Source organism: Rhodoferax sp. GW821-FHT10B06 (assembly GCF_059415605.1).
Genome location: NZ_JBWKNO010000001.1, coordinates 395,129 through 419,259, shown reverse-complemented (window position 1 = coordinate 419,259; position 24,131 = coordinate 395,129). Strand labels below are relative to the sequence as shown.

19 protein-coding genes are annotated in these 24,131 nt (G+C 63.8%); 12 read left to right on the top strand and 7 right to left on the bottom strand.

The genetic code is table 11. The annotated features are described in order from the left end of the window. Positions 1-74 precede the first annotated feature (74 nt). The 9 genes from AC07O2_RS01940 (at position 75) to AC07O2_RS01900 (ending at position 11,342) form a co-directional block, all read left to right on the top strand. A complete protein-coding gene (locus AC07O2_RS01940) occupies positions 75-956 on the top strand; it encodes a carbohydrate ABC transporter permease (RefSeq protein WP_495074054.1) in 882 nt (293 codons plus the stop codon). Next, on the top strand, positions 946-1,800 hold the full coding sequence (locus AC07O2_RS01935; protein WP_495074053.1) for a carbohydrate ABC transporter permease: 855 nt from the start codon (positions 946-948) through the stop codon (positions 1,798-1,800). The genes AC07O2_RS01940 and AC07O2_RS01935 overlap by 11 nt, the downstream gene beginning before the upstream one ends. A 245-nt stretch (positions 1,801-2,045) precedes the next feature. Continuing rightward, a complete protein-coding gene (locus tag AC07O2_RS01930; RefSeq protein WP_495074052.1) occupies positions 2,046-3,116 on the top strand; it encodes an ABC transporter ATP-binding protein in 1,071 nt (356 codons plus the stop codon). A 328-nt stretch (positions 3,117-3,444) separates the two neighbouring features. Then, positions 3,445-4,575 carry a helix-turn-helix transcriptional regulator gene (locus AC07O2_RS01925; RefSeq protein WP_495074051.1) on the top strand — a complete coding sequence of 377 codons (1,131 nt, stop codon included), beginning with the start codon at positions 3,445-3,447 and terminating at the stop codon, positions 4,573-4,575. A 147-nt stretch (positions 4,576-4,722) separates the two neighbouring features. Further along, positions 4,723-6,924, top strand: a complete 2,202-nt coding sequence (locus AC07O2_RS01920; RefSeq protein ID WP_495074050.1) for a beta-glucosidase — start codon at positions 4,723-4,725, stop codon at positions 6,922-6,924. 254 nt (positions 6,925-7,178) lie between these two features. Then, entirely contained in the window at positions 7,179-8,417 is a 1,239-nt protein-coding gene (locus AC07O2_RS01915) for an ABC transporter substrate-binding protein (RefSeq protein WP_116608833.1), read from the top strand. Positions 8,418-8,502: 85 nt separating this feature from the next. After that, a complete protein-coding gene (locus tag AC07O2_RS01910; RefSeq protein WP_495074049.1) occupies positions 8,503-9,369 on the top strand; it encodes a carbohydrate ABC transporter permease in 867 nt (288 codons plus the stop codon). Beyond that, positions 9,362-10,222 carry a carbohydrate ABC transporter permease gene (locus AC07O2_RS01905; protein WP_495074048.1) on the top strand — a complete coding sequence of 287 codons (861 nt, stop codon included), beginning with the start codon at positions 9,362-9,364 and terminating at the stop codon, positions 10,220-10,222. Before AC07O2_RS01910 ends, AC07O2_RS01905 begins: the two co-directional genes overlap by 8 nt. Positions 10,223-10,226: 4 nt before the next feature. Beyond that, positions 10,227-11,342 (top strand): ABC transporter ATP-binding protein, encoded by a 1,116-nt coding sequence (locus tag AC07O2_RS01900; RefSeq protein WP_495074047.1) that lies wholly within the window; start codon positions 10,227-10,229, stop codon positions 11,340-11,342. A gap of 71 nt (positions 11,343-11,413) precedes the next feature. On the opposite strand, the gene AC07O2_RS01895 is transcribed toward AC07O2_RS01900, so the two are convergent. Together AC07O2_RS01895 and AC07O2_RS01890 are read right to left on the bottom strand one after the other, a co-directional pair. Beyond that, positions 11,414-12,661 (bottom strand): YbiU family protein, encoded by a 1,248-nt coding sequence (locus AC07O2_RS01895; RefSeq protein WP_495074046.1) that lies wholly within the window; start codon positions 12,659-12,661, stop codon positions 11,414-11,416. Beyond that, positions 12,648-13,661 carry a LacI family DNA-binding transcriptional regulator gene (locus AC07O2_RS01890; protein ID WP_495074045.1) on the bottom strand — a complete coding sequence of 338 codons (1,014 nt, stop codon included), beginning with the start codon at positions 13,659-13,661 and terminating at the stop codon, positions 12,648-12,650. Before AC07O2_RS01890 ends, AC07O2_RS01895 begins: the two co-directional genes overlap by 14 nt. A gap of 106 nt (positions 13,662-13,767) precedes the next feature. On the opposite strand from AC07O2_RS01890, the gene AC07O2_RS01885 reads away from it, so the two are divergent. Further along, on the top strand, positions 13,768-14,769 hold the full coding sequence (locus AC07O2_RS01885) for a Gfo/Idh/MocA family protein (RefSeq protein ID WP_495074044.1): 1,002 nt from the start codon (positions 13,768-13,770) through the stop codon (positions 14,767-14,769). Further along, on the top strand, positions 14,766-15,074 hold the full coding sequence (locus AC07O2_RS01880) for a Dabb family protein (RefSeq protein ID WP_495074043.1): 309 nt from the start codon (positions 14,766-14,768) through the stop codon (positions 15,072-15,074). Before AC07O2_RS01885 ends, AC07O2_RS01880 begins: the two co-directional genes overlap by 4 nt. 87 nt (positions 15,075-15,161) lie before the next feature. Here the strand turns inward: AC07O2_RS01880 and AC07O2_RS01875 are convergent, their stop codons facing one another. The 3 genes from AC07O2_RS01875 to AC07O2_RS01865 form a co-directional block, all read right to left on the bottom strand. Further along, a complete protein-coding gene (locus AC07O2_RS01875) occupies positions 15,162-17,708 on the bottom strand; it encodes a bifunctional diguanylate cyclase/phosphodiesterase (protein ID WP_495074042.1) in 2,547 nt (848 codons plus the stop codon). Positions 17,709-17,886: 178 nt separating this feature from the next. Then, entirely contained in the window at positions 17,887-19,326 is a 1,440-nt protein-coding gene (locus AC07O2_RS01870) for a sensor histidine kinase (RefSeq protein WP_495074041.1), read from the bottom strand. Beyond that, entirely contained in the window at positions 19,323-20,015 is a 693-nt protein-coding gene (locus tag AC07O2_RS01865) for a response regulator (RefSeq protein ID WP_495074040.1), read from the bottom strand. The genes AC07O2_RS01870 and AC07O2_RS01865 overlap by 4 nt, the downstream gene beginning before the upstream one ends. Positions 20,016-20,125: 110 nt before the next feature. On the opposite strand from AC07O2_RS01865, the gene AC07O2_RS01860 reads away from it, so the two are divergent. After that, the gene (locus AC07O2_RS01860; RefSeq protein ID WP_495074039.1) at positions 20,126-20,788 is read left to right on the top strand and encodes an HAD family hydrolase; all 663 of its coding nucleotides are present in this window, start codon (positions 20,126-20,128) and stop codon (positions 20,786-20,788) included. Between the two features lie 65 nt (positions 20,789-20,853). Here AC07O2_RS01860 and AC07O2_RS01855 read toward each other — a convergent pair whose 3' ends face one another. Beyond that, entirely contained in the window at positions 20,854-22,581 is a 1,728-nt protein-coding gene (locus tag AC07O2_RS01855; protein ID WP_495074038.1) for a hypothetical protein, read from the bottom strand. 173 nt (positions 22,582-22,754) lie between these two features. Beyond that, positions 22,755-23,936 (bottom strand): helix-turn-helix transcriptional regulator, encoded by a 1,182-nt coding sequence (locus AC07O2_RS01850; RefSeq protein WP_495074037.1) that lies wholly within the window; start codon positions 23,934-23,936, stop codon positions 22,755-22,757. Positions 23,937-24,131 lie beyond the last annotated feature (195 nt).

Sequence of the window (24,131 nt, the reverse complement as noted above, 5' to 3'; positions counted from 1 at the left end):
TCCGGCACATCCTTGGGCATTCTTCCCCCATCCGCCACGGCGGAGTGGGGCCTTATTTTTTGAGAGCCACTCCCATGAAACCGAATTTTGAGCAGGCACTGCCCAAGCTGGTGATTGCGCCCGGCTTCGTGCTGGGCTTTGCCTTCATCTACGGGCTGATGATCTGGAACGGGGTTTTGTCCCTGACCGCATCGCGCATGCTGCCCAACTACGACGAGTTCGTCGGCCTGGCCCAATACGCCAAATTGTGGGAGATGGACCGCTGGTGGCTGGCCCTGAAGAACCTGGGCATCTTCAGCGTTTTGTATGTCGGCGGCGCGATGCTGATCGGCATGGCGCTGGCCATCGTGCTGGACCAGAAGGTCCGAGCCGAAGGCCTGCTGCGCACCATCTACCTGTACCCCATGGCGCTGTCCTTCATCGTCACCGGTACCGCCTGGAAGTGGATGCTGAACCCCAGCCTCGGCCTGGAAAAACTGATGCATGACATCGGCTGGACAAGCTTCAGCTTCGACTGGCTGGTGCAGAGCGACACCGCCATTTACTGCGTGGTGATTGCCGGCATCTGGCAGTCTGCCGGCTTTGCGATGGCCTTGTTCCTGGCCGGCCTGCGCGGCATCGACGACAGCATCATCAAGGCCGCGCAGATTGACGGCGCCAGCCTGCCGCGCATCTACTGGCGCATCATCTTGCCCATCCTGCGCCCGGTGGTGTTCTCCACCATCATGGTCTTGTCGCACCTGTCGATCAAGAGCTTCGACCTGGTGATGGCCTTGACCGGCGGCGGCCCCGGCTATGCCACCGATGTACCCGCCACCTTCATGTATGTGATGAGCTTTACCCGCGGCCAGATCGGCCTGGGTGCTGCCAGCGCGACCATGATGCTGGCGACTGTTGCCGCGATCGTGGTGCCCTATTTGTACAGTGAACTGCGGAGCAAGCCCCATGATCGCTAAGAACTTTTCCCGTGTCTTGATTTACGGCGTGCTGCTGCTGGCAGCCTTCTTCTTCCTGGCACCCATGTATGTGATGCTGGCGACCTCGTTCAAGGACGCTGAGGAAATCCGCAGCGGCAACCTGCTGAGCCTACCGCACGCGCTGAACTTCGAGGCCTGGCAACTGGCCTGGTCCACCGCCTGTACCGGCACCGACTGCCGTGGCCTGCAGCCCTTCTTCTGGAACTCGGTGCTGATCGTGTTCCCGGCGGTGATCATCTCCACGCTGTGGGGCGCCATCAACGGCTATGTGCTGAGCCTGTGGAAGTTCAAGGGCAGCGAGCTGCTGTTTGGCTTCATGCTGTTTGGCGTGTTCATGCCCTTCCAGGTGGTGCTGCTGCCGATGAGCCAGATCCTGGGTTGGCTGGGCATCTCCAGCTCGGTCTACGGTCTGATCCTGGTGCACTGCCTGGCCGGTCTGGCGGGCACCACGCTGTTCTTCCGCAACTACTACGCGTCCATTCCGAAAGAGCTGGTGAATGCGGCGCGGATTGACGGTGCCGGTTTCTGGCGCATTTTCTTCCGCATCATCGTGCCGCTGTCCACGCCCATCGTGATGGTCACGCTGATTTGGCAGTTCACGAATATCTGGAACGACTTTCTGTTCGGCGTGGCCTTCAGCGGCGCCGACAGCAAGCCCATCACCGTGGGCCTGAACAACATGGTCAACACCACCAGCAGCGTGAAAAACTACAACGTGGACATGGCGGCTGCCGTGATCGCGGGCCTGCCCACCATCCTGATCTACGTGTTGGCAGGCAAATTCTTCGTTAAAGGACTCACAGCCGGCGCTGTGAAGGGTTGATCCTAGAAAAAGCAGTTGACCGCTTGCGTATTTCAAAGAGCGACTTATGTGTCTTACCCCTTTCCAGCGCCTAGTCCAGCTGTCGTTGCGTTGCGACGCTACACACCCGATGGCACTACTGGAGCCGCGCCTGAGTGCGTTGCTCCACCTGGCGGGCATGAGCCCGCTGCGTTGTCTCGCCTTCTCAGTCACGTCCCCAGCAGCACCCTCGGGCGTGTCCAACTACTTTCTCTAGGATAAAAGTTATGGCATCCGCACTCCACATCCAAGGTATACGTAAAACTTTCGGCAACGGCGACAAGATGGTCGAGGTGCTCAAGCGCATCGACATCGACGTCGCGCCGGGTGAATTCCTGATCCTGGTCGGCCCGTCCGGCTGCGGCAAGTCCACCCTGCTGAACATCATCGCCGGCCTCGAAGAGCCGACCGAAGGCGCGATTCGTATCGGCGACCGCAATGTGGTCGGCGTGCCGCCGGCCCAGCGCGACATCGCCATGGTGTTCCAGAGTTATGCGCTGTACCCCACCATGAGCGTGGCCGAGAACATCGGCTTCGCGCTGGAAATGCGCAAGGTGCCCAAGGCCGAGCGTGAAAAGCGCATCAACGAAGTGGCTGCTATGCTGCAGATCACCCACCTGCTGGACCGCCGCCCTGCGCAGCTGTCCGGTGGCCAGCGCCAGCGTGTGGCCATGGGCCGCGCCCTGGCACGCCAGCCGCAGCTGTTCCTGTTCGACGAACCGCTGTCCAACCTGGACGCCAAGCTGCGCGTCGAAATGCGTGCCGAAATCAAGCGCCTGCACCAGGTGTCGGGCATTACCAGCGTCTACGTGACCCACGACCAGATCGAGGCCATGACACTGGGCAGCCGCATCGCGGTGATGAAGGACGGCGTGCTGCAGCAACTGGGCACCCCAGACGACATCTACAGCCGCCCAGCCAATACCTATGTGGCCGGCTTCATCGGCTCGCCGACTATGAATTTGATAGCTGGCAGCGCAGGCAATGCGGGCGCTGGCGGCCAATTTTCCTTCAAGGGCGGCAGCCTGCCCCTGGCCTGCCCGGCGGTGGGCAAGGACGCGTTGCTGGGCCTGCGCCCCGAGCACATCGAGCTGGTGGACAACGCCGCCTGGCGCGGCGAAGTCAGCGTGGTGGAACCCACCGGCGCCGACACCTATGTGGTGGTGAAGACCGAGGCCGGCAACGTTACCGTGCGCACCTCGCCGCAGGCGCGCTTCCAGCCGGGCGAGCAGGTCGGCCTGCAGGTCTCGGCCGCCCAGGTCAGCTGGTTCGACGAGAAGACCGGCGTGCGCCTCTAAGCACTGCGCTTCTTTTTTGCGCATCTTCGTGGCCACCGCCGGTGGCCTGCGTACGCCCCTTGAGGCAGACCCTTCGTCAGACCGACTTGCTATGAAATTGCGTAACCAGGTACTTTCTATTGCTTTGGCGGGCGCGGTGTGGGTTTGCTCAGCGCCGCTGCACCACCCGCCTGCACTATCGATTCAATAGCTGCTGGCGCAGCTACCATCTGCGCTAGAGCCTGATTTGGCTTAAACGGTTTTCAGGGAAAACGCCTCCTCCAAAATACAAGAATCTGGAGGCTCTGCCAGTCGGTTCGCCCGCAGGCAGCGAGACAGGAGACAAGCGATGGGGCAACGAGACTGGCAACAAGACTATGCCGACCCGGCCATGGACGGTGCGGCGCCCGCCTGGGACTGCGGCGTCGCCTTGGACGCCTGGCGCATGCCGGAGCAGCGCTCGGTCACCAGCACCCTGGTGCGCTTGTGCATGGACGGAGCCGAGCAGCACGGCATAGGCCCGCAGGAGTTCCAGCGCCTGACCGGCATCGCCGCCTGGGAGCTGGAGTCGCCCCAGGCCCGCATCTGCGCCGCCAAACACCTGGCCGCCATGCGCTTGGTGCAGTACATGCCCGTGCCCAGCGACTACTGGCAGTTCGACATCCAGGCCTGCCTGCAGCCCTTTCCCACGCTGTACGCGGTGGTGGCGAATGCGCCGAATCTGGCGGCCGGGCTGGGGGCCTACTTCCACCACCGCAGCCTGATCGGCAATGTGGACGTGATCCGCTGCCTGCGCCAGGGCACGCAGTTTGAATTTGACTACCAGCTGGACGACCAGGGCGGCAACGCCTTCAGCGCCTTTGGCAACTTCTTTCTGCTGCACGGCATCGTGCGCCACTATGACCCGGAGGGCGGCCGCGCCTGCGTGCTGGAGCTGACCGGCGAGGCCTTCGCCCCGGTCGCCCAACTGCGCGCCGCCATGGGCTGCGAGGTGCGTTTCGGCCAGGCGCGCAACCGCCTGCTGCTGCAGGCCCCGGCCTGCGACCAACCCTATGCGCAGCACAACCCGAACCTGTATGCCTTCTTCCTCGGCCAGGCGCGGGCCGAGCAGGCCCGGCTGGAGCCGGCGCAGACTTTTGCCCTGGGCTTGCAGCGCTTTCTGGCGCAGGCGATTGCAGCCGGCGACGCCATCGGCAGTGGCAGCCAGCTGCTGGCCCAGGCCTGTGCGCATTTCAATACTTCACGCTGGGGGCTGAACCGGCGGCTGCAGCTGGAGGCCACGCATTTCCAGGAGGTGCTGGGCAGCGTGCGTGCGGCTCAGGCCCGGCGTATGCTGCTGCAGGCGCAGAGCCCGATCTCCGAGATCAGCGACCTACTGGGTTTCTCGTCGCTGAGCGCGTTCTCGCGGTTTTTTTCGGGCGCGTTTGGCGTGTCGCCATCGCAGTTTCGCAAGCAGGCGGCGGATGCCACCGTCCATTAGCTTCATCTTGTTTCACTTTTCTTTGCAATCCTGCACCTCTGGGTAAAGTGCTGCTCCCGCAGGTCAAGCCCGTGTGAAGTCCCCTGGCTAAAGTGCTTTTTCCCCCTTTCAAAGCGGGGAAGCACTACACCATAAGGAGACAAAACCGTGCACCTCAAACGCCCCCTCGTCATTGCCCTTGTTACCGCCGGACTACTCTACGGCTGCGGCGGCGACGATGCCCCCACCGTAGACCAACAAGCCGCTGCGCTGCTGGCCAAGATGACGCTAGACGAAAAAATCCAGCTGGTCCACGGCGAGGGTTATGGCGTGCCGGACGCTCTCGGCGGCGCAGGCGTGGTGAAAGGTATTCCCCGCCTGGGCATACCCAATCTGACCAATGCCGACTCGGCCGGCGGGGTCAACGTGGTGGGCTCGAACGCTACGCCATACCCGGCCCCCATCGCCCTTGCCGCCAGCTGGGACCCAACGCTGGCCCACAGCTACGGCAGCGCCATCGCCACCGAACTGCGGGCCCTGGGCTTTGCCGAAGGCCTGGGCGGCGGTGTGAATTTGGCACGTGAGCCGCGCAATGGCCGCACATTTGAGTACATGGGCGAAGACCCGGTGCTGGCGGGCAACATGATTACGCAGCGCACGTTGGGCACGCAGTCGCAAAAAGTGATTGCCACCATCAAGCACTTCGCAGGCAACGAGCAGGAAACCAACCGTTTCACTTCCAATTCGGTGATTGACGAACGCACCTTGCGCGAGCTGTACCTGCTGCCCTTCGAGATGGGTGTCAAAGATGGCGCGCCCGGTAACGTGATGTGCGCATACAACTTGCTCAACGGCGTCAAAGCCTGCGAAAGCGCGTATCTGCTGACTGATGTGCTCAAGACCGAGTGGGGCTTCAAAGGCATCGTCCAGTCCGACTGGTTCTTTGCGGTGACCGATACCGTGCGTGCCGCCAACGCCGGGCTGGACGAAGAAGAAGCTGGCAGTGCCGACGACTACACCCCTACCTCCTTTGGCAGTTTCGCTTTGCCTGCCACGAGCTTCAACCAGAAGCTCAAGGCCGCCGTCCAAGCCGGTACCGTGCCGCTGGCCCGCCTGGACGATATGGTTCTGCGCAAGCTGCGCACCCTGTACGCCAGCGGTGTAATGGCATCGCCCCCCAAGGCCGGCGGTACCGTTGACCAGGCCGCAGGCAATGCCGTGGCCCAGAAGGTCGCCGAACAGTCCATGGTGCTGCTGAAGAACGCAGTCGCCAGCGGCGACACGGCCAATGTGCTGCCGCTGAGTACCACGGCGGCGCAAACCATTGTGGTCATTGGCGGCCATGCGGATGCGGGCGTGATCTCGGGCGGCGGCTCCGGCGCGGTGCCCGCCCGCGATGGCAATGCCGTCACTTGCCTGGTGCCCAACACCAGCACGTTCGGCTCGTGTGCCGTCTGGTACAAGTCCGCACCGCTGGCCGCCATCCGGGCCATGGCTCCCAACGCCACAGTCACCTACCTGGACGGCAGCGACCCCGCCGCTGCGGCCAGCGCAGCCGCAGCGGCTGACGTGGCCATCGTTTTTGCTACCCAGTGGCAAACTGAAGGAGCGGACCTACCGAACCTGAGCCTGCCCAACAACGCCGCCGACCCGGCCAACCAGGCCTATGACCAGAACGCCCTGATCACCGCCGTGGCCGCCGCCGCCAAGCGCAGCGTGGTGGTGCTGGAGACCGGCACCGCCGTCACCATGCCCTGGCTGGCGAATGTGAACGCGGTGGTCGAGGCCTGGTACCCCGGCGTGCAGGGCGGCCCGGCGATTGCCAACGTGTTGTTCGGCGCCGTCAACCCCTCGGGCAAGCTGCCGCTGACCTTCCCGCAAAGCGAAAGCGACCTGCTGCAGGCGGCCATCTCGGCGACCGACCTGACGGTGAACTACAGCGAGGGCCTGAAGATGGGTTACCGCTGGTACGACGCGCAGAACATCACGCCGCTGTTCCCCTTCGGCCATGGCCTGTCGTACACCAGCTTCAGCTACAGCGGCATCAGCACCCGCGCCAACAGCGATGGCTCGGTGACGGTAGGCTTCACGCTGAAGAACACCGGCGCGCGTGCCGGCGCCGAGGTGGCCCAGGTGTACGCCGGCCTGCCGGCAACGGCCGGCGAGCCGCCCAAACGCCTGGTGGCCTGGGAAAAGGTGCAACTGGCGGCCGGCGAGAGCAAGGCCGTCAGCATCACCGTGAAGCCCGAGCGCCTGAGCATCTGGAACGCCACCACCCACCGCTGGCAAACGCCTAGTGGCAGCTATAGCTTCGTGGTGGGTAGTTCCTCACGCGACAGCGCACAGTCCGCAGTGTTGGTGCGCAACTGATCTTCTGTTGCTATGGTTTGAATAGCTGCTAGCGTAGGTATTACCTGCGCGGAGGGCTATTTCATAAGTCCTCAAGAGCCGGCCTCTGGTCGGCTCAGCTGTTTCCAGATGTGACGCGGGGTTCAGGGAAAACACCCGCAGTGCCGGGTGTTAATTAATGAACAATGAATGAGTTCGGCGCTGCACGGCATGCCCGGATCTACCGGGCGCTGCCTGCGCTGTGCCCACACCATAACGAGACAGGAGACACAAGCATGAAGAAGACTCTCATTGGGCTGGCGGTCACCGCTGCCTTTGCCGTTCCGGCCATGGCGCAACAAAGCGTGGAGGTGCTGCACTGGTGGACCTCGGGTGGCGAGGCTGCGGCGCTGGGCGTGCTCAAGGGCAATCTGGAAAAGCAGGGCATCAAGTGGAACGACATGCCGGTTGCCGGCGGCGGCGGCGAGCAGGCCATGACGGCGGTGCGGGCCCGTGTCACCGCCGGCAATCCGCCCACCGCCGTGCAGATGCTGGGCTTCGATATCCAGGACTGGGCCAAGCAAGGCGTGCTGGCCGACCTGAACGACGTGGCCGCCAAAGAAGGCTGGGACAAGACCGTGCCCGCCGCGCTGCAACGCTTCTCCAAATTCAATGGCAAGTGGGTGGCCGCACCGGTGAACGTGCACTCCACCAACTGGGTCTGGGCCAACAAGGAAGTGCTGGCCAAGGCCGGCATCACCGCCGACCCCAAGACCTGGGACGAATTCATTGCCGACGGCGAAAAGCTGCAGAAGGCCGGCTTCATCGCCCTGGCCCACGGTGGCCAGCCTTGGCAAGAGGCCACCATGTTCGACGGCGTGGTCATCTCCACCGGCGGCGTGGACTTCTACCGCAAGGCCTTCATCGACCTGGACCCCAAATCGCTGAATTCGCCGACCATGCTGAAGGCCTTTGACCGCATGGCGCAGCTGCGCAAGCTGGTCGACAAAGACTTCTCCGGCCGCGACTGGAACGTGGCTGCCGGCATGGTGATCAGCGGCAAGGCCGGTTTCCAGATCATGGGCGACTGGGCCAAGGGCGAATTCATCGGCGCGAAGAAGGTGCCGGGCAAAGACTTCTCCTGCTTCCGCGTACCCGGCACGCAGGGCGTGGTGTCGTTCAACTCTGACCAGTTTGCGATGTTCAAGGTCGGCGCCGACAAGGTGGCGGCCCAGACCAAGCTGGCCTCGGCCATCATGGACCCGGGCTTTCAGTCGGCCTTCAACGTGGTCAAGGGCTCGGTGCCCGCGCGTACCGATGTGTCCGACAAGGACTTTGACGACTGCGGCAAGAAGGGCATGAAAGACTTCGCCGAAGCCAATACCAAGAACACCTTGGTCGGCTCCATGGCCCACGGCCACGCCGTGCCGGCTTCCATCAAGAACGCCTTCTACGACGTGATCACGCGCCACTTCAACGGCCAGATCGACTCGAAAAAAGCCGTTGTTGAATTGGCTGCGGCTGCCAAGTCCTAAGCGCTGACAGGGCGGGTTTTCGCCCTGTGCTTGTGCGGGCCGACGCGCTAGCGTCGGCCTTTCCATTTCCTTCGTAAGGTTCGGAATGAAAGCTGGTTTTTTACCCAAGCTGCTGATCACGCCCAGTGCCCTGCTGGTGCTGGTCTGCGTCTATGGCTACATCATGTTCACGGTGTATCTGTCGTTCACCGCCTCAACGCTGATGCCGCAGTACGACTGGGTGGGCACGGCCAATTACGTCCGCCTGATGGGGTTGGAGAACTGGTCTGTCGCCTTGTCCAACCTGTGGGTGTTCGCGTCTTTGTACATCGTGATCGCCATGGCATTGGGGCTGACGCTGGCGATTCTGATCGACCAGAAGGTGCGTGCCGAAAGCGGCCTGCGCTCGGTGTTTTTGTACCCGATGGCGCTGTCCTTCATCGTCACCGGCACCGCCTGGAAATGGCTGCTCGATCCCGGCGTCGGCCTGGAGCACACCATGCAGACCCTGGGCTGGAGCAACTTCACTTTCGGCTGGATCAAGGATTCGGAGATGGCGATCTACTGCGTGGTGATTGCCGCCGTCTGGCAGACCACCGGCTTTGTGATGGCCATGTTTCTGGCCGGTTTGCGCGGGGTCGATTCTGAGCAGATCAACGCTGCCCGCCTGGACGGCGCCAAGAGCTGGCAGATCTACCAGCGCATCATCATTCCGCAGCTCGGACCTGTGTTCATCTCGGCCTTTGTGATCCTGGCACACATGGCCATCAAGTCCTACGACCTGGTAATCGCGCTGACCAATGGCGGCCCCGGCCGCTCGACCTGGCTGCCCTCGGTATTCATGTACCAGTACACCTTTACCCGCAACGAAATGGCCGTCGGTGCGGCTAGCTCGGTGCTGATGCTGATCGCCATCGGCGTGGTCGTGCTGCCGTACTTGTACGGCGAAATGCGGAAGGTCAAAAATGGATAAAACCTTGTCGCGCTTTCTGCGCATTGCGCTGTATGCGGTGCTGGTGGGTACGGCGCTGCTGTTCATCCTGCCGGTGTATGTGATGGTGGTGAATTCGCTGAAACCACTGGATGAAATCCGCAGCGGCAATCTGATGTCCTTGCCGCTGGACTGGACCCTGGCCCCCTGGCGCAGCGCCTGGAGCACGGCGCAGATCGGCGTGCAGGCCACGGGTTTGAAGCCGTATTTCATCAACTCGTTTCTGCTGGTGATTCCGGCAGTGGTGATTTCGACGCTGATCGGCGCGTTGAACGGCTACATCCTGACCCAGTTCAAAATGCGCTTTGCCCATGCCCTGTTTGCGGCCATGCTGTTCTCGGTGTTCATCCCGTTCCAGATCGTGCTGATCCCGATGGCCAAGACCCTGGGCTTTCTGGGCCTCGCGGGCACGGTGAAGGGCCTGATCTTCGTCAACGTGGTCTACGGCATAGGCTTCACCACGCTGTTCTTCCGCAACTACTACGCGGCCTTTCCGGCCGAGCTGATCCGTTCGGCGCGCATGGACGGCGCCAACTTCTTTGGCGTGCTGTGGCGCATCCTGCTGCCGAACAGCGCGCCCATCATCGTGGTGACAGTGATCTGGCAGTTCACCAATATCTGGAACGAGTTCTTGTTCGGCGCCTCGTTCAGCGACTACACCTCGTTCCCGCTGACGGTGGCCTTGAACAATCTGGTGAGCAGCTCCACCGGGGTGAAGGAATACAACGTGCACTTCGCCGGCGCCTTCATCGCTGCGATTCCCACGCTCATCGTCTACCTGGTGTCGGGTAAATATTTCGTCCGCGGCCTGATGGCCGGGTCTGTCAAGGGTTAATCACATGGCTTCGTTAGATCTCGTTCACATCAAAAAGAGTTTCGACAGCGTTCAGATTCTCCATGACATCAATATCTCGCTGGCCGATGGCGAGTTCCTGGTGCTGGTCGGCCCCAGCGGCTGCGGCAAGAGCACGCTGATGAATGTCATCGCCGGCCTCGAAGACCCGACCGCCGGCAGCCTGCGCCTGGACGGCCAGGACATCACCCAGGTGGCGCCGGCCGAACGGAATATCTCCATGGTGTTCCAGTCGTATGCGCTGTACCCGAACATGACGGTGGCGAAGAACATCGAGTTCCCGTTGGAGATGCGCAAGGTGGCGAAGAGCGTGCGCGTCGAGCGGGTCGCCAGCGTGGCCAAGCTGCTGCAGATCGAACACCTGCTGGAGCGCAAGCCACGCCAGCTCTCCGGCGGCCAACGCCAGCGCGTGGCCATAGGCCGGGCCCTGGCGCGCGAGCCCAAGCTGTATCTGTTCGATGAGCCCTTGTCGAACCTGGATGCCCAGCTGCGGCTGGACATGCGTACCGAAATCAAGAAGTTGCACCAGCGGCTGAAAGCCACCATCGTCTACGTGACGCACGACCAGATCGAGGCCATGACCCTGGCCACGCGCATTGCGGTGATGAAAGGCGGCGTGGTCCAGCAGCTGGGCACGCCGCACGAGGTCTACAACCGCCCGGCGAATACCTTTGTCGCCAGCTTCATGGGCTCGCCGCGCATGAACCTGGCTAAGGCCCGCGTGATTGAAGACGGCACCGGCCTGGCGCTGGAAATGCAGCAGGGCGACCGGCCCGCAGTGCGTATTTCCTTGCCATCAGTGCCGGCCGGTCTTAATGCCTACCGTGGCAAGGAAGTGATTGCCGGCATCCGCGCCGAGGCGATTGACCTGGTGCGCGATGGGGCGACCCAGAACGCCATGCACCGCCTGGTACAGGCCCGGGTCGAAGTGATCGAGCCCACCGGCGCCGACACCCTGGTGGTGCTGAACCTGGGTGGACATGAGTTCACCGCCCGGGTCGAGCCCGACGCGCCGCTGACACCGGGCCAGGAGACGCAGTTCATGGTGGATCTGGCCAAGCTGGTCTGCTTCGATGTGCAGACCGAGCAGCTGATTGCGTGAAGAAATTGCGAACTAAATAGGCTGCCAGCGCGGGTAGTACCTGCGCTAGCAGCTATCAATTCAGTAGTATTTCAGCTTCCGTACCCCATCTGGCTGCGGCCCAGCGGCGTCAAATCGGCTGGCGTAAAGCGGCCTTCAAAATCCACCTCGTAGTCTTCGGGCGCAAAGTCCGGCGACGATTTGCCTGCCTCGAAAGCCGGCCGTTGCTTGGCCAGGAATGCCTGGTTCTTGGCGCAGTCGGGCGCCGCGCCGATGTAGATCACGTTGCTGTAGCCCTGGCCCAGGTGCTTGTCTTCCACGCCGTGGATGACGTCGGGGTGCCACCACACGGTGTCGCCAGCTTCCACCTTGGGGATGGGGCCGTAGGCGCGCAGCAGCAGTGCGTGGTGTTCGGGCGAGGCGACCAGGGCGCGGCCGGCGCGGGCGCCGCAGAGCTGATCTTCAGCGATGTCGTCCTGCAGCGCGCGCAGCAGCATCCAGGCCATGGCGTTGGCGATGGGCACCAGGTTCAGCGTGCCGTCGCCCGGGCCTTGCGGCGTCAGCGCAGTCCAGCCCTGGAAGGTGCGGAACATGCTGCACACGGCGGGCGAGGGGATCTCGTGGGTTTCGGTGCGGTAGGCCGCGGCAAACGGGTCGTACTGGCTAATGTCGCCACCAAACACGTGGCGGAAGACGTTCTGGTAGCCGGGGTCGATCCAGCGCTCGATGGAGCCGCCGTCCATGTGGGGTGACAAGCCCAGCGAGGCATCGCCCGGTTCGCGCTGGCGTACGCGGTCGGAGTAGGTGCATTCCTGGTCCGGGTTGAACACCGGTTGGCCGTCATGCAGGTTGTTCCACAGCCGGTTCAGCCAGCGCCGGGTCTGGGCCAGCTCGACCGACTGGCGTGCATCCATTTGCGGCTTGGACCAGTAGATGCCGTAGATCTGCGGCTTGGAGCTGGCCAGGGCGCTGAAGTACTTGTCGATGCCGCGCTTGCTGACCTGTTTGTCCAGGTAGTGGTTGTCGCTGATGTAGCTGGCCAGGTCTGCGTTCCATTGGGCCACGCGGGCCGGATCGAACACGCCGCGTATCACCACGCAACCGCGCTGCTTGATGCGGGCGATCTGCGCCGCGTCCAGCGTGTCGAGCTGGCTGAACTGCACCTCGGGTACGGGCTGCAGGCCCTGGGCGCGCTCGCGCTCTATCGCTTCCACCTGGGCTTCGATGTTGCGCGTCAGCGCTTCGAAGCGTTCTTTCAGGTCGGGAATCTGGGCGCGCAGCTGGCGCTTGGCGGCAATGATCTGGCTTTGGAAGTCGAGGTTGGGGTCAGCTTGTTGCATGGAATAGCTCCAGAGGTGGCGGGGTGAAAAGTTGCTGGCGGGGCGCCAGATCGGGCTGGGCAAAGCGTGCCAGCATGCGGCTGCCCAGCGCGTGGCCGGCGCGGTGCATGTCTTCAAAACAGGCCCAGAACGGTTGGCGTATGTACTGCGGCAGCGGGCTGCTGTAGCGCAGGACCAGCTCCATTTGCTGGCTGGCGCCCGGGCCGACCTGCAGGCCGCTGTCGGCCAGGGCGCTGAGCAAGGGCAGGATGGGCGCCTCGCGTGTCAGCACCAGGCCGTCGAATGCGCTGGCGTGGGCGCGGGTCCATTGGTAGATGGCATCCGGCGGATCGTCCAGGCTGATGGCCTCAATGCAAGCGCCGGCTACGCCCAGGCGCACGCAGGCCTGTGCGAAACCATCGGCCAGATGCTGGTGGAAACTGGCGTCTGCCGCCGGCAGCAGGATGCCCAGGCGCTTGCGGCCCTGCGCCACCAAGGTTTCCACCGCCATGTCGGCAAAGCGCTCGTTGGCAAAGTCCACGCTGTCGTGCGCCGGCAGTTGGGTACGGCCATAGCTGATGAAAGGGAAGTCCATGCGCTGCAGCCAGCGCACACGCGCATCCTGCGGCGCGGTATAGGACAGCACCAGGCCGTCGGCCAGGCCGCGCTCGATCACGTACTGCACGCTGTCCAGCGCGTCGTGGCCAGCCAGCTGCGGCAGCACGATCAGGTGGTAGTCGGTGTCTTGCAGCGCGTCGCCCAGGCCCAGCAGAAAATCCTTGAAGCCCAGCTGGGTGGCGTCCTGCCGGTCCTGGATGAAGGCCAGGGTATGGGTCTTGCCGGTTTTCAGCCGCACCGCTGCGCGGTCCCGTACATAGTGCAGTTCGCGGGCGGCCTGCAGCACCTTGTCGCGGGTTTCGGGCAGCACGCTGGGCAGGCCGGCCAGGGCGCGCGACACCGTGGCCGACGACAGGCCTGTGGCCTTGGCCAAGGTGGTAATACTGGCTTTTCTGGCTTGCATCTTGTCTCCTGGTGCAAATTATGTAAACGTGTACATGGCTTGTCAAGCTTTGACTTGGCTAAATGTAAACGTTATCATTTTGATTTTAAAAAATACAGGAGACCTTATGCGTTGGGCATTTATCGGAGCTAGCACGATTGCTGGCGAGTGGATGGTGGCCGCCGTACGTTCGGTCGGCGACGAGGTGGTGGTCGTGGTCTCCGGCGACCTGGCGCGGGCCCGGGCTTTTGCCAACAGCCACGGCATCGCCCACGCCACCGACGACGAAGCCGCGCTGGCCAGCCTGGGCGTGGACGCGGTCTACATCTCCAGCACCAACGAAAAGCACGAGGCCTCGGTGCTGCACGCCGCCAGCCTGGGGCTGCACGTGCTGTGCGAGAAGCCGCTGGCAACCTCGCTGGGCGCAGCCCAGCGCATGGCGCAGGCCTGCGCCCAAGCCGGCGTGGTGATGGGCACCAACCACCATCTGCGCCACAACAGCGCGCACCGCCAGATGCGCGAGAAGATCCAGCAGGGCGCGCTGGGCCGGCTGGTGTCGGCGCGCGTTAACCATTCGGTGTACCTGCCGGCGCATCTACAGGGCTGGCGCTTGAAGGACAAGGGCGCGGGCGGCGGCGTGGTGCTGGACATCGCGGTGCACAACGCCGACTCGCTGGCCTTTCTGCTGGGCGAGTACCCGACCGAGGTGGTCGCCATGACCAGCAACAGCGGCATGGCCGAGGGCCTGGAAGACAACGCCATGTCGGTCTGGCGCTTCCCCAGTGGGCTGACGGCTTTCACCCACCAGGGCTTCAATACGCCATTCGCCGATGTAGGGCTGGAAGTCCACGGCACCCAGGGTTCGCTGAAAGGCGTGGGCATACTGCACCAGGGGCCGGACGGCCGGCTCGACTTCAAGAACGCCCAGGGCGAGCAGGCCTTGCCGCTGGACCAGGTCGACCTGTACAGCCGTGGCGTGCAGAACTTCCATCGTGCCATCCAGGGCCTGCCCCACGATATGGCCGACGGCCAGGCCGGCGTGCGCTCGCTGGCCGTGGCGCTGGCGGTGCTGGAGAGTGCGCAGACCGGCCGCAGCGTGGCCGTGCAATACCCAGGAGCCGCAGCATGATCCACCACTGCGTTTTCATCCGCTTTCGGCCCGAGATCAGCGCCGTCGCCAAGCAGGCGCTATGGGCCGAGCTGCAGGCGCTGGTGGGTGAAATACCTGGTCTGCACGAGGTGCGGGCGGGCGTGAATGCCCGCTATGAAGACCTGGACCACGGTTTTGCCGACGGCTTCATCGCGGTGTTCGAAGACCGGCAGGCGCTGGCGGCCTACCAGGCCCATCCGGCCCACCAGGCCACCGGCGCCAAACTGGTCCAGGCTGCGCTGGGCGGTTTGCAGGGCCTGATGGTGTTTGACCTGGATACTTGATTGCTGCGTATTTGATAGCTGCTAGCGCACGTTCTATCAGCGCTGGGGGCTGTTTCTCTATAAATTCAAGAGCATGCCCATGGCGGTCTAGGCCGCACCGGCGTCGCCTTGCGGCAGGGGCCGCGTTCCCCAGTCTAGGCTTTCCCACGGCACCGGGCGACCAAACCAATAGCCTTGCGCGTGGCTGCAGCCCATGTGCCGCAGGCGTTGTGCCTGGGCCTCGGTTTCCACGCCTTCGGCCACGACGGTGACGTCAAAGCCCTCGGCCATGTGCAGCACGGCGGCCACGATGGCCGCGTCCTGGCTGGAGTTGCACAGGTTGCGTACAAAGCTTCGGTCGATCTTCAGGCAGTCGAATGGCAGCAGGCCCAGGTAGGCCAGCGAGGAGTAGCCGGTGCCGAAATCGTCGATGGCGATCTTCACGCCCTGGGCGCGGATTTCGCGCAGCCGCTCTTCGGTCTGGCCGTCTTGTTCGATCAGCACCGATTCGGTCAGCTCCAGCGTCAGGTGGTGTGGCGGCAGGCCGCTGTCGCGCAAGGCCTGTTGCAATGTGGCGCTGAAGTCGGACTGGATCAGCTGGCGCGCCGATACGTTCACGTGCAGCTCGAAGTTGGCTGGCAATTGCGTCAGGTGTTGGGCGATGTCGCGGGTGGCTGTGCGCAGCACCCAGTCTCCCAGCGCCAGGATCAGGTCGGAGGTCTCGGCGATCGGGATAAAGATGCCGGGGGGCACCATACCGCGTGTCGGGCTCTGCCAGCGCACCAAGGCTTCGACGCCGCTGACGCTACCCGTGGCCATATGGATCACGGGTTGGTAGTGCACCAGAAACTGGCCGCGCTCCAGTGCCTGGCGCAGCTCATTGGCCAGCCGCGCCTGCTCCAGCGATTGCTCCATCATGCCGGGCTCGAACACCACGCAGGCGCCGCGGCTGCGGCGCTTGACCTCGCCCAGCGCCACGCTCGCATTGCGCAGCCATTCGGGCAGGTCAGCCGCCAGCAAGCGCCCCTGGACCACGCCCACCGAGGCGGTGACTCTGACCTCGTCGCCGCCCGAGGCGAACGGGGTGGTGAACAAATGTCCTATCTGTGCGCCCATCTCGGCCGCGGAGTGAACGGTGCCCCAGTGCAGCAAGGCGAACTCGTCGCCGCCCACGCGCGCCAGCAGCACTGGGGCGGGGAAGCGGGTCCGCATGCGCTCGGCGATGGCTTGCAGCAAGTGGTCGCCAGTGGCATGCCCCACGTTGTCGTTGATTGCCCGGAAACCATCCAGCCCGACCAGGCACAGCACCGCAGGCCGGGCATCGCTCCAGTCCACTTCTTCCAGCAAGCCCTGGCGCGTCAGCAGCTGCGTCAGGTGGTCGTAGCGCAACTGCTTGCGCATATCGTTGAAGGAGTGTTGCAGGCGCTGGGCCATGGCATTGAAGGCCTGCACCAAGGTGTCGGTTTCCTGGACCGCGCTGCCTTTGTCGATCTTGGTTTCCCATTGGCCTAGCGCGAGCTGGTTGGCTGCCTGCGCGGTGCGGTGGATGGGGCGGGTAATCCAGTTGATCGCCCATAGTCCGAGCAGGAAGCCCAGGGTGGCGAAGCCCGCAATCCCTACCAGGCTGCGCTGGCTCGAAGCGCGGATGTCGCCCAGCAGATCGGACTCCGGCACCAGGGTCACGATGCGCCAGTTCAGCCCGCGGATGTCCGAATACGGCGCCACCCGGCAGATGTACAGCTGGCCGTTGACCGTTAGCTGAAAGCCTGTGGCGCTTCCCGTGGGGGCTTGCGCAACGGCCGGTGCGGCGGCGCGCAGCACCGGGTTGTCGGCCTCCTGGAGACGCATGCGTTCGCCGCGGGGTGTGCCGTTGTTGCCATCCGCCAGCACCGAGCCGGGTTCTGAATGCGCCACCAGGCGCCCCCCAACATCGGTAATGGCGATGATGCCGGTGCCGCGCAGAGGCTCTTCGTGTAGAAAATGGTTCAGACCGTCCAACTTGACATCGGCTTCCATGACGCCGATCAGCTTCGTGCCGACCTTGACGGGGCTTGCCGCCGAGATGGTGATTTCGGCCCGCTCGTCGTAGTTGGCATAGATGTCGGACCAGCCGGCCTTGCCGGACTGGGCAAACGGCGCGTACCAGGGACGCACGCGGGGATCGTATTTGTCGTAGGACGCGATGACTTCGCTGTCCGGGTGGTCGCCTTTGTAAATGAGCAGCTTGTTCTGGGTCGAGGCGTCTTTGAGCATCAGCGCGAAATTGGCTCCGGCGCCTTCGCGGCGCATGCCGGCGAGCTCACCCGCCTCGCTGCCAAAGTCCAACACGCTCATCTGCGTCTGGTCCATGTAGCGGTCTTGGTATACGCCGCGCAAATGGCGGTAGATGGGGCCCATGTCATTGGGGGTGTAGAGCCCGTGGCGGCTGATCGCGTCGGCAATATCGGCTTGGATGCGAAACGGCTCGTCCAAAAAGCTGGCCAGCCGATTGCTTGCGGCCACCATCAGGGCATCCAGTATGCGGGTGCTGGTCTTGTCGATTAGCCTGGCGGTGTTTTCTTGTTGCGTCAGCGCCTGCAGGGCCACGGTCACCACCAGGATCAGCGCAAACGGCACGGTGATCGCGACTCTGAGGGATGGGCGAAAAATACGCATGTACAAATCTAGGGGAACGGGCTTGCGTCGATAGGTTTGCTGTGGCCGTCGGTTGCAGGTCGGGATGTGTGGGGCCACCGTCCGCCGACGGTTCCGTCAAAATTCAGTATCCCACACGCAGGTCGCTCATGAGGTCATAAATTGCGCTGCCGGGCCGCCTGAGAACCTATTCCAGGTCCTATGTCGGAGCTGGCTCAGCCAGCGGCAGGCTTAGGCGTACGCACAACCCCCGGGGTAGTACGTTCAAGGCCTGTGCCGAGCCGCCATGGCGCAGGGCGATTTCTGCCACGATGGACAAGCCCAGGCCGCAGCCACCGGGTATCTCACTGGCACGCCAGAAACGCTCGAATACGCGGGGCAGGTCGGCTTCTGCCAGCTCCGGCAGGCCAGGGCCGTTGTCCTCCACTTCCACCACCGCCTGGTTGTGCAACTGTTGCACCCGCAAGGTGACGGTGGCGCCACGGCCTGCATAGTGCAGTGCGTTGTCTATCAGGTTGCTCAGGGCTTCGCGTAGCAACAGTTTCTCGCCTTGGGTGAGCAGTTTGTCGTCCCCTTCAAATCCCAGGTCGATACCGGCCGCGATGGCGCGTGGCGTCCATTCGCGGGCCACCTCGCGCGCCAGGGCGGCAACGTCCAGTGGCCGCTGCTGGATGTCGGCCTCGGTCCGGGCCAGCGACAGCAGCTGGTGTACCAGGTGGGCGCTGCGCAAGGCGCCGGCGTGCACCTTGGTCAGGCGGTCCTGCAGGGCTTGCGGGTCACGCTCGGTCAGAGCCAGCTCGGTCTGGCTGATCAGGCCGGCCAGCGGCGTGCGCAACTGGTGGGCGGCGTCGTTGATGAAGCGCTTTTCCTGGCCCAGGCTGCGGCGTACGGCGGCCAGCATATGGTTCACGGCCTCGGCCAGGGAGTGGACCTCTTGCGGCGCCTGGGTGAGTTCGATCGGCGACAGGGTGGTGAAGCTGCGCTGGGTGCGGTCGCCCAGCAGAGCCTCCAGTCGATTCAGGGGCTGCAGGCCGCGGCCCACGCCGATGTACACCACGATGCCCAGCAGCGCCCCCAGCAGCAGCAGGGGGAGCAGCATATCGGCTACCAGCTCACGCGCGATGCGCTGCTGCACGGCCAGGCTTTTGGCCACTTGCACACGCAGGCGCTGCGGGGCGTCGGCGTCGCCGTAGTTGACTTCCAGCAGGGCTACCCGCACCGGCTTTTTGTCCAAAAGAGCTTCGTAGATCAGCGGTTCGCCTGGCTCCACATGCACGTCCAGCAGCGGGTCGGGCAGTTGGCTGTTGCCCAGCACGAACTGGCCCGGCGGTGAGGACACCATATAGCTGACCCGGTCGTTCGGGTCCTGTTCAATTATGTCGCGCGCGGCCCGCGGGAAGTCCACCAGCAGGCCCGAGCCCATAGGTTTGACCTGGCGCGCCAGCGAGCGCACCGATTGGGTGAGCGACTGGTCTATACCTTTTTCGGCGTAGTTCAGCGCAATGCGGTAGGCCAGCAGCCCGCCCACCAGCCAGAGCACCAGCTGGGGCAGCAGCAGCCACAGTAGGAGCTGGCGTTTCAGCGATAGACCAGGGGCTTTGTCTTTTTGCAGACCTGGGGGTAAACCCAGCAGGCTCATGGTGCCGTGGTTTCCAGCATGTAGCCCAGGCCGCGTACGTTGCGTATGTTCAGGCCCGAATCGGCCAGCTTGCGGCGCAGGCGGTGCACGTATACCTCCAGCGCGTTGGACCCGGTGTTGGTGCCGTCGTTGGGGTCGGACTGCCACACGGCCAGCACCTCCTCGCGGCCCACCACCTGGCCGGCATTGGCGACCAGCAGCGATAGCAGGGACCATTCGCGCTGGGTCAGCTCCAGCGGTTCGTCGTCCAGCCAGGCCAGAGGCTGGGTGGCGTCCAGGCGCAGGCGCCCGGTGGGCATTTCCAGCGAGCCACCGAATGCCGGCAGGCGAGAGCGCCGCAGCATGGCGCCCAGGCGGGCTTCCAACTCGGCCATGCTGAAGGGTTTGGTCAGGTAGTCGTCGGCGCCGGCGTTCAGGCCCTCCACCCGGTCTTCCACACCGTCGCGCGCGGTCAGTATCAGCACTGGCAGGGCCAGTTGGCGTTGCCGTATCCAGCGCAGCAGGTGCATGCCGTCCATCACCGGCAGCCCCAGGTCCAACACGACGCCGTCAAAGCGTGTGCTTTCCAGCAGGGTTTGTCCGAGAGCGCCGTTGGCGGCCGTGGCCACCTGGTGGCCAGCCTGCCCCAATTGGGCGGCCAGGCCGTCACGCAGCAAATCGTCGTCTTCCACAATCAATAAATGGGCCATGTCCCGAGCATAAATGAATGTGGATGGAATTCCCCCCAGGCTTGCCCGTGGCAACGGTCGGCCACGCCTGCGGGCTGGCACGTTTACCATCGACCGCAAGGAGCGAAGTCATGAAATTTGAAGCGGTGTTGTTTGACTGTGATGGTGTGCTGGTGGATTCCGAGCCACTGACCAATGGCGTTCTGCGTGACATGCTGGCGGCCCAGGGCTGGGAGATGACGGCGGCGGAGTGCATGCGCTTCTTTGTCGGCAAGGCGGTAATGGACGAGGCCGCCGCCATCGAGGCCCGCACCGGGCGGCCTGTGACCGAGGACTGGATGGCAGAGTTCCGCGCCCGGCGCAACCAGGCTTTGCAAGACCAGCTGGAGGCGGTGCCCCATATCCATACAGCGGTGCGTGCCATCCACACAGGCTACGCCGGCCGTATCGCCTGTGCGTCCGGGGCGGATCGTATCAAGGTGGAGTTGCAGCTGCGCAAGGTGGGTTTGATTGAATACTTCGAGGGCCGCGTCTTCAGCGGCCATGAAATGCCCCGTTCCAAGCCATGGCCCGATGTCTACCTGGCGGCGGCCGCAGCCCTGCAAGCCAGGCCCGCGCACTGTGCGGTGGTGGAAGACACGGTGACCGGTGTGCGTGCCGGGGTGGCGGCTGGGGCCACGGTGTTCGGCTACGCGCCAGACACCTCTGGCCATGTGGATGCCCAGGCCTTGCGTGAGGCGGGCGCCTCGGTCACTTTTACAGGCATGGACCAGCTGGCGGAGCTGCTGGTTTGAGGCGCAAAAACAGCCAGGCCCGGCGCGCCTGAGCGGGCCGGGCCTGGATAGAGCTTGCGCTGACCTTACTGGTCTACGCTGATCTGGAAGGCATTGAAGTTGGGTACCGACTGCACCGACACCCCCATGCCGCGCAGGTTCAGGCTGGTGCGCTCACGTACCGTCACGCTGGCATTGGCCGCGCTGGTGGCCGTGGTGGCGGCGCGGAAGTTGTAGCCATCGCGCGGGTTGTTCTGCACGATGGTTTGCTGGAAGGTGTCGGTGCCACTGGCGCTGACCAGCAGGGTCCGCGTGACGCTGCTGGTGGCGCTATCGACGGCGGTGACGGTGTAGCCCACGTCGGAGGACAAGGTGTTCGCCACCAGGGTGTTGCTGGCGCGCGCCGACCAGCCGGCAGGGCCTACGGAGTTCACGGCCGGCAGGCTCAGAGTGCGCTTGTGCGTCCAGGTCGATACGCTGCCGTCGCCGGCGATTTGCACCAGCATCAGGTCACCATTGCCGGCACGGTAGGCGAACGCACGATCGGTCCATGTATCGTTCGCCGCCGTGCTGGCCAGGTCGAACCCGCCTGCGCTATTGCTGCTGAAGTGTATGGACGGGCTGGCGTTGCTGGTGCAGGTGGCGCTGCTATTGGCGCCGTCGCAGGCCAGGACCGAGCTGAATACACCGCTGCTGTCGACGGTGGCAGTGAAAGTGTCAGTGGCGTAGGCTGTTCCCCCGCTGTTGAGTTCAAAACCCAGGCCGTTCCAGTTGCCGGCCAGGTCGGACACGGCAATGGTCTGCTTGGGGATGGCGAAGCGCAGGCGGTAAACGCCATTGTTCAGCACCCTGGCCATCAGCACGCCGGCCTGGGACACGACCACGTCGCTGACGCCGTCGGCCGCCAGATAGCGGCAGCTGGCACCATTGGCGCTGAGCACGGTCGAGCTGCCGACCAGATTGGTCATGGTCTGGCTGGTGGCGTCAAAACTGCCGCTGGCAATCTGGTCGCTGATACTGCCATTCATGGTTGGGCTGAAGACCCAGTAGTCGCCGCTGCGCAATGCCGAGCAGTTGCTATCTGCAGCCTTCAGCAGTAGGGCGGCAGGCAGGCTGGCAATGTTGTTGCTGGCGTTTGTCGTGGGGCTGGCAGACGGCGAGGCCGCGGCCACGGTGGTGGTCAGTGTGTCCAGGGTGGTGCCGCTGGCGGCGAGCTGGGTCTTCAGCGCGTCCAGTACCTGGTCGTAGGCATTGCCGCTGGTGCTGGAGGTCGCTGCCACTAAGGTGCCGGTCAGCAGATCCGTCAGGCTGGAGACATCCAGGCCGGCGTTGCTCAGCGTGGTCAGTACCGCGGTCTGGGCGGCGCTGACGCTGCTGGTTGTCACTGTGCTGGCGTTGGCGCTGAAGTTGGTGAAGAAGGTGGCGGGGTCAGTGCCGGCCAGGCTGGCGACCAGCAGTTGCGTCAGCGGCGTGATATTGGCCGCCTGGCTGGTGCTGGTGCCGGGCGCGACAACCGAGTACAGCACCGTGTTGCCATCGCTGCTGGTGGCTTTGATTGCGCAGGGTAGCGTTACGCCCGTGAGGCTGGCGGTATAGCTGCCAGTGGTGGAGGTGGTCGCGGTGCCGGAGCCGGCAGCACAGCTGATGGAAACCGTGGCGCCAGCCATGGCGGCGCCGGTGGCGGCGGTGCCGCTGAAGGTTGTTGTGGTCGCTGCAGCCGTGGTAGGGCTGCTGCCACCGTCGCCACAGGCGGCCAGGCCCAGCAGCGCTGAGGAGGCCAGGGCCAGACCGAGTTGCTTGCGAGAAAGATGCATCGTGTGTCCTTTTTAGATAGATATCCGGGCGCGCTATGCCCTCTTGGAACGGGCGGTTGCAGTCGCCCGATGGAGCTATTCCCAGGGGGATGGCTCACATGTAACCAAGTGTGTATCAGCGGGCGCGAACGCGCTATCACCCGAACGGGTGAGTGGCCCTTAAAAAGATGGATCTAGAACCCGGCCGCCAAGATGGCTTGCGCGGGAAGCGCGGGGTACTCGGTCGCCAGAAAATAGGCGGGGCTGGACAGCAGAAGGGCGACCAGTTCCGACTGGCGTTTGGTGCCGGTTTTGAGAAAAATGTTCTTGAGCTGGCTCTTCACCGTGTTGATGGAGGTGCCGCGGTCCTCCACCACATCGTCCAGCGCCTTGCCGCTGCACAGGGCGACGGCCAGTTCCGCCTCGGCGTTGGAGAGCGTGAACAGCCGCCGTACCAGGTCCAGCGTGGCGCGGGGCGTGGCCTCGGGGTTGAAGGCAAACATCAGTGCCGCACCGCGCACGGTGGAGGGTTCCGGCAGCGGTAGCGGGGTAATCATGAGCATCAGCGGCTGGTGGCCGCTGCGGGGCATCAATACCACGCCATTCATTTCATTGCGGTGGTCCAGGCGCGTGCGTACGGCCTGGGCAATTTCCCAGTTGAGCTTGCGGTTGGTGGCCCGGTCGTTGGTTTGCAGGTGTCCCTGGTCTATACGTATGTCCGGCAGCGTCGCCAGCATCGTGGTCGCGCTGCGGTTGTGGTGCACCACCAGGCCGTCTTCCGCCAGCAAAAAGGTGGGCATGGCCAGCACGTCCAGGCCTGCGATCAGGAAGTTCTGACCCAGCTGCAGCTCGGTGAAGCGCTGGCGCATCTGGATGGCGCGCTGCAGATGCGGTATCAGCAGGTTGAGTTCCTCCATTTCCGCACGGACGAAAGGCGGGTGCGATGGCGCTTTTTGCACAAATAGCAGGGTGGACCAGGGACCCTCTTGCAACACAATCGCCCCAGCAGCATAGGCCATGCCTTGCGGGATCACCCACTCTTTGTAGAAGCGGCTTTCCGGAATGCGTTCGGGGTGGGGTACATCCAGGTTGCTGGCGTAGAAGTGGGCCACGGGCGAGCGCATGATGTGTTGCGCCAGCATGTCTTCGTCCGCATATTCCAGGACGTAGCTTTCTATCTCCGACTGGGAGATACCGCAAAGCCATATGCCCCGAATTTCCTGCGTTTCTGCATGCCGCACCATCAGCGATACGCCCTTGAGCTGGAAAAGCTCCCGCAGCGCTTCGATGAAGGACTGGAAGCCCTCGGATGTCATGACGCCGTCATACAGGCGGCCCAGCAAATCGTTAAGTAGTGCAAGCGAGCGTGCAGTCATCTGGCTTCCATAGGCAAAGACGCTGGGAATTGTAATGAGTCTGTTACGAATCAGATATGTTTTCGTACATGCTGCGGGCCAGGGCCAGGGCCAGGGCCAGGGCTGGGGCTGGGGCTGGGGCTGGGGATGGGGATGGGGATGGGGATGGGGATGGGGATGGGGATGGGGATGGGGATGGGGATGTCTAAATAGTTC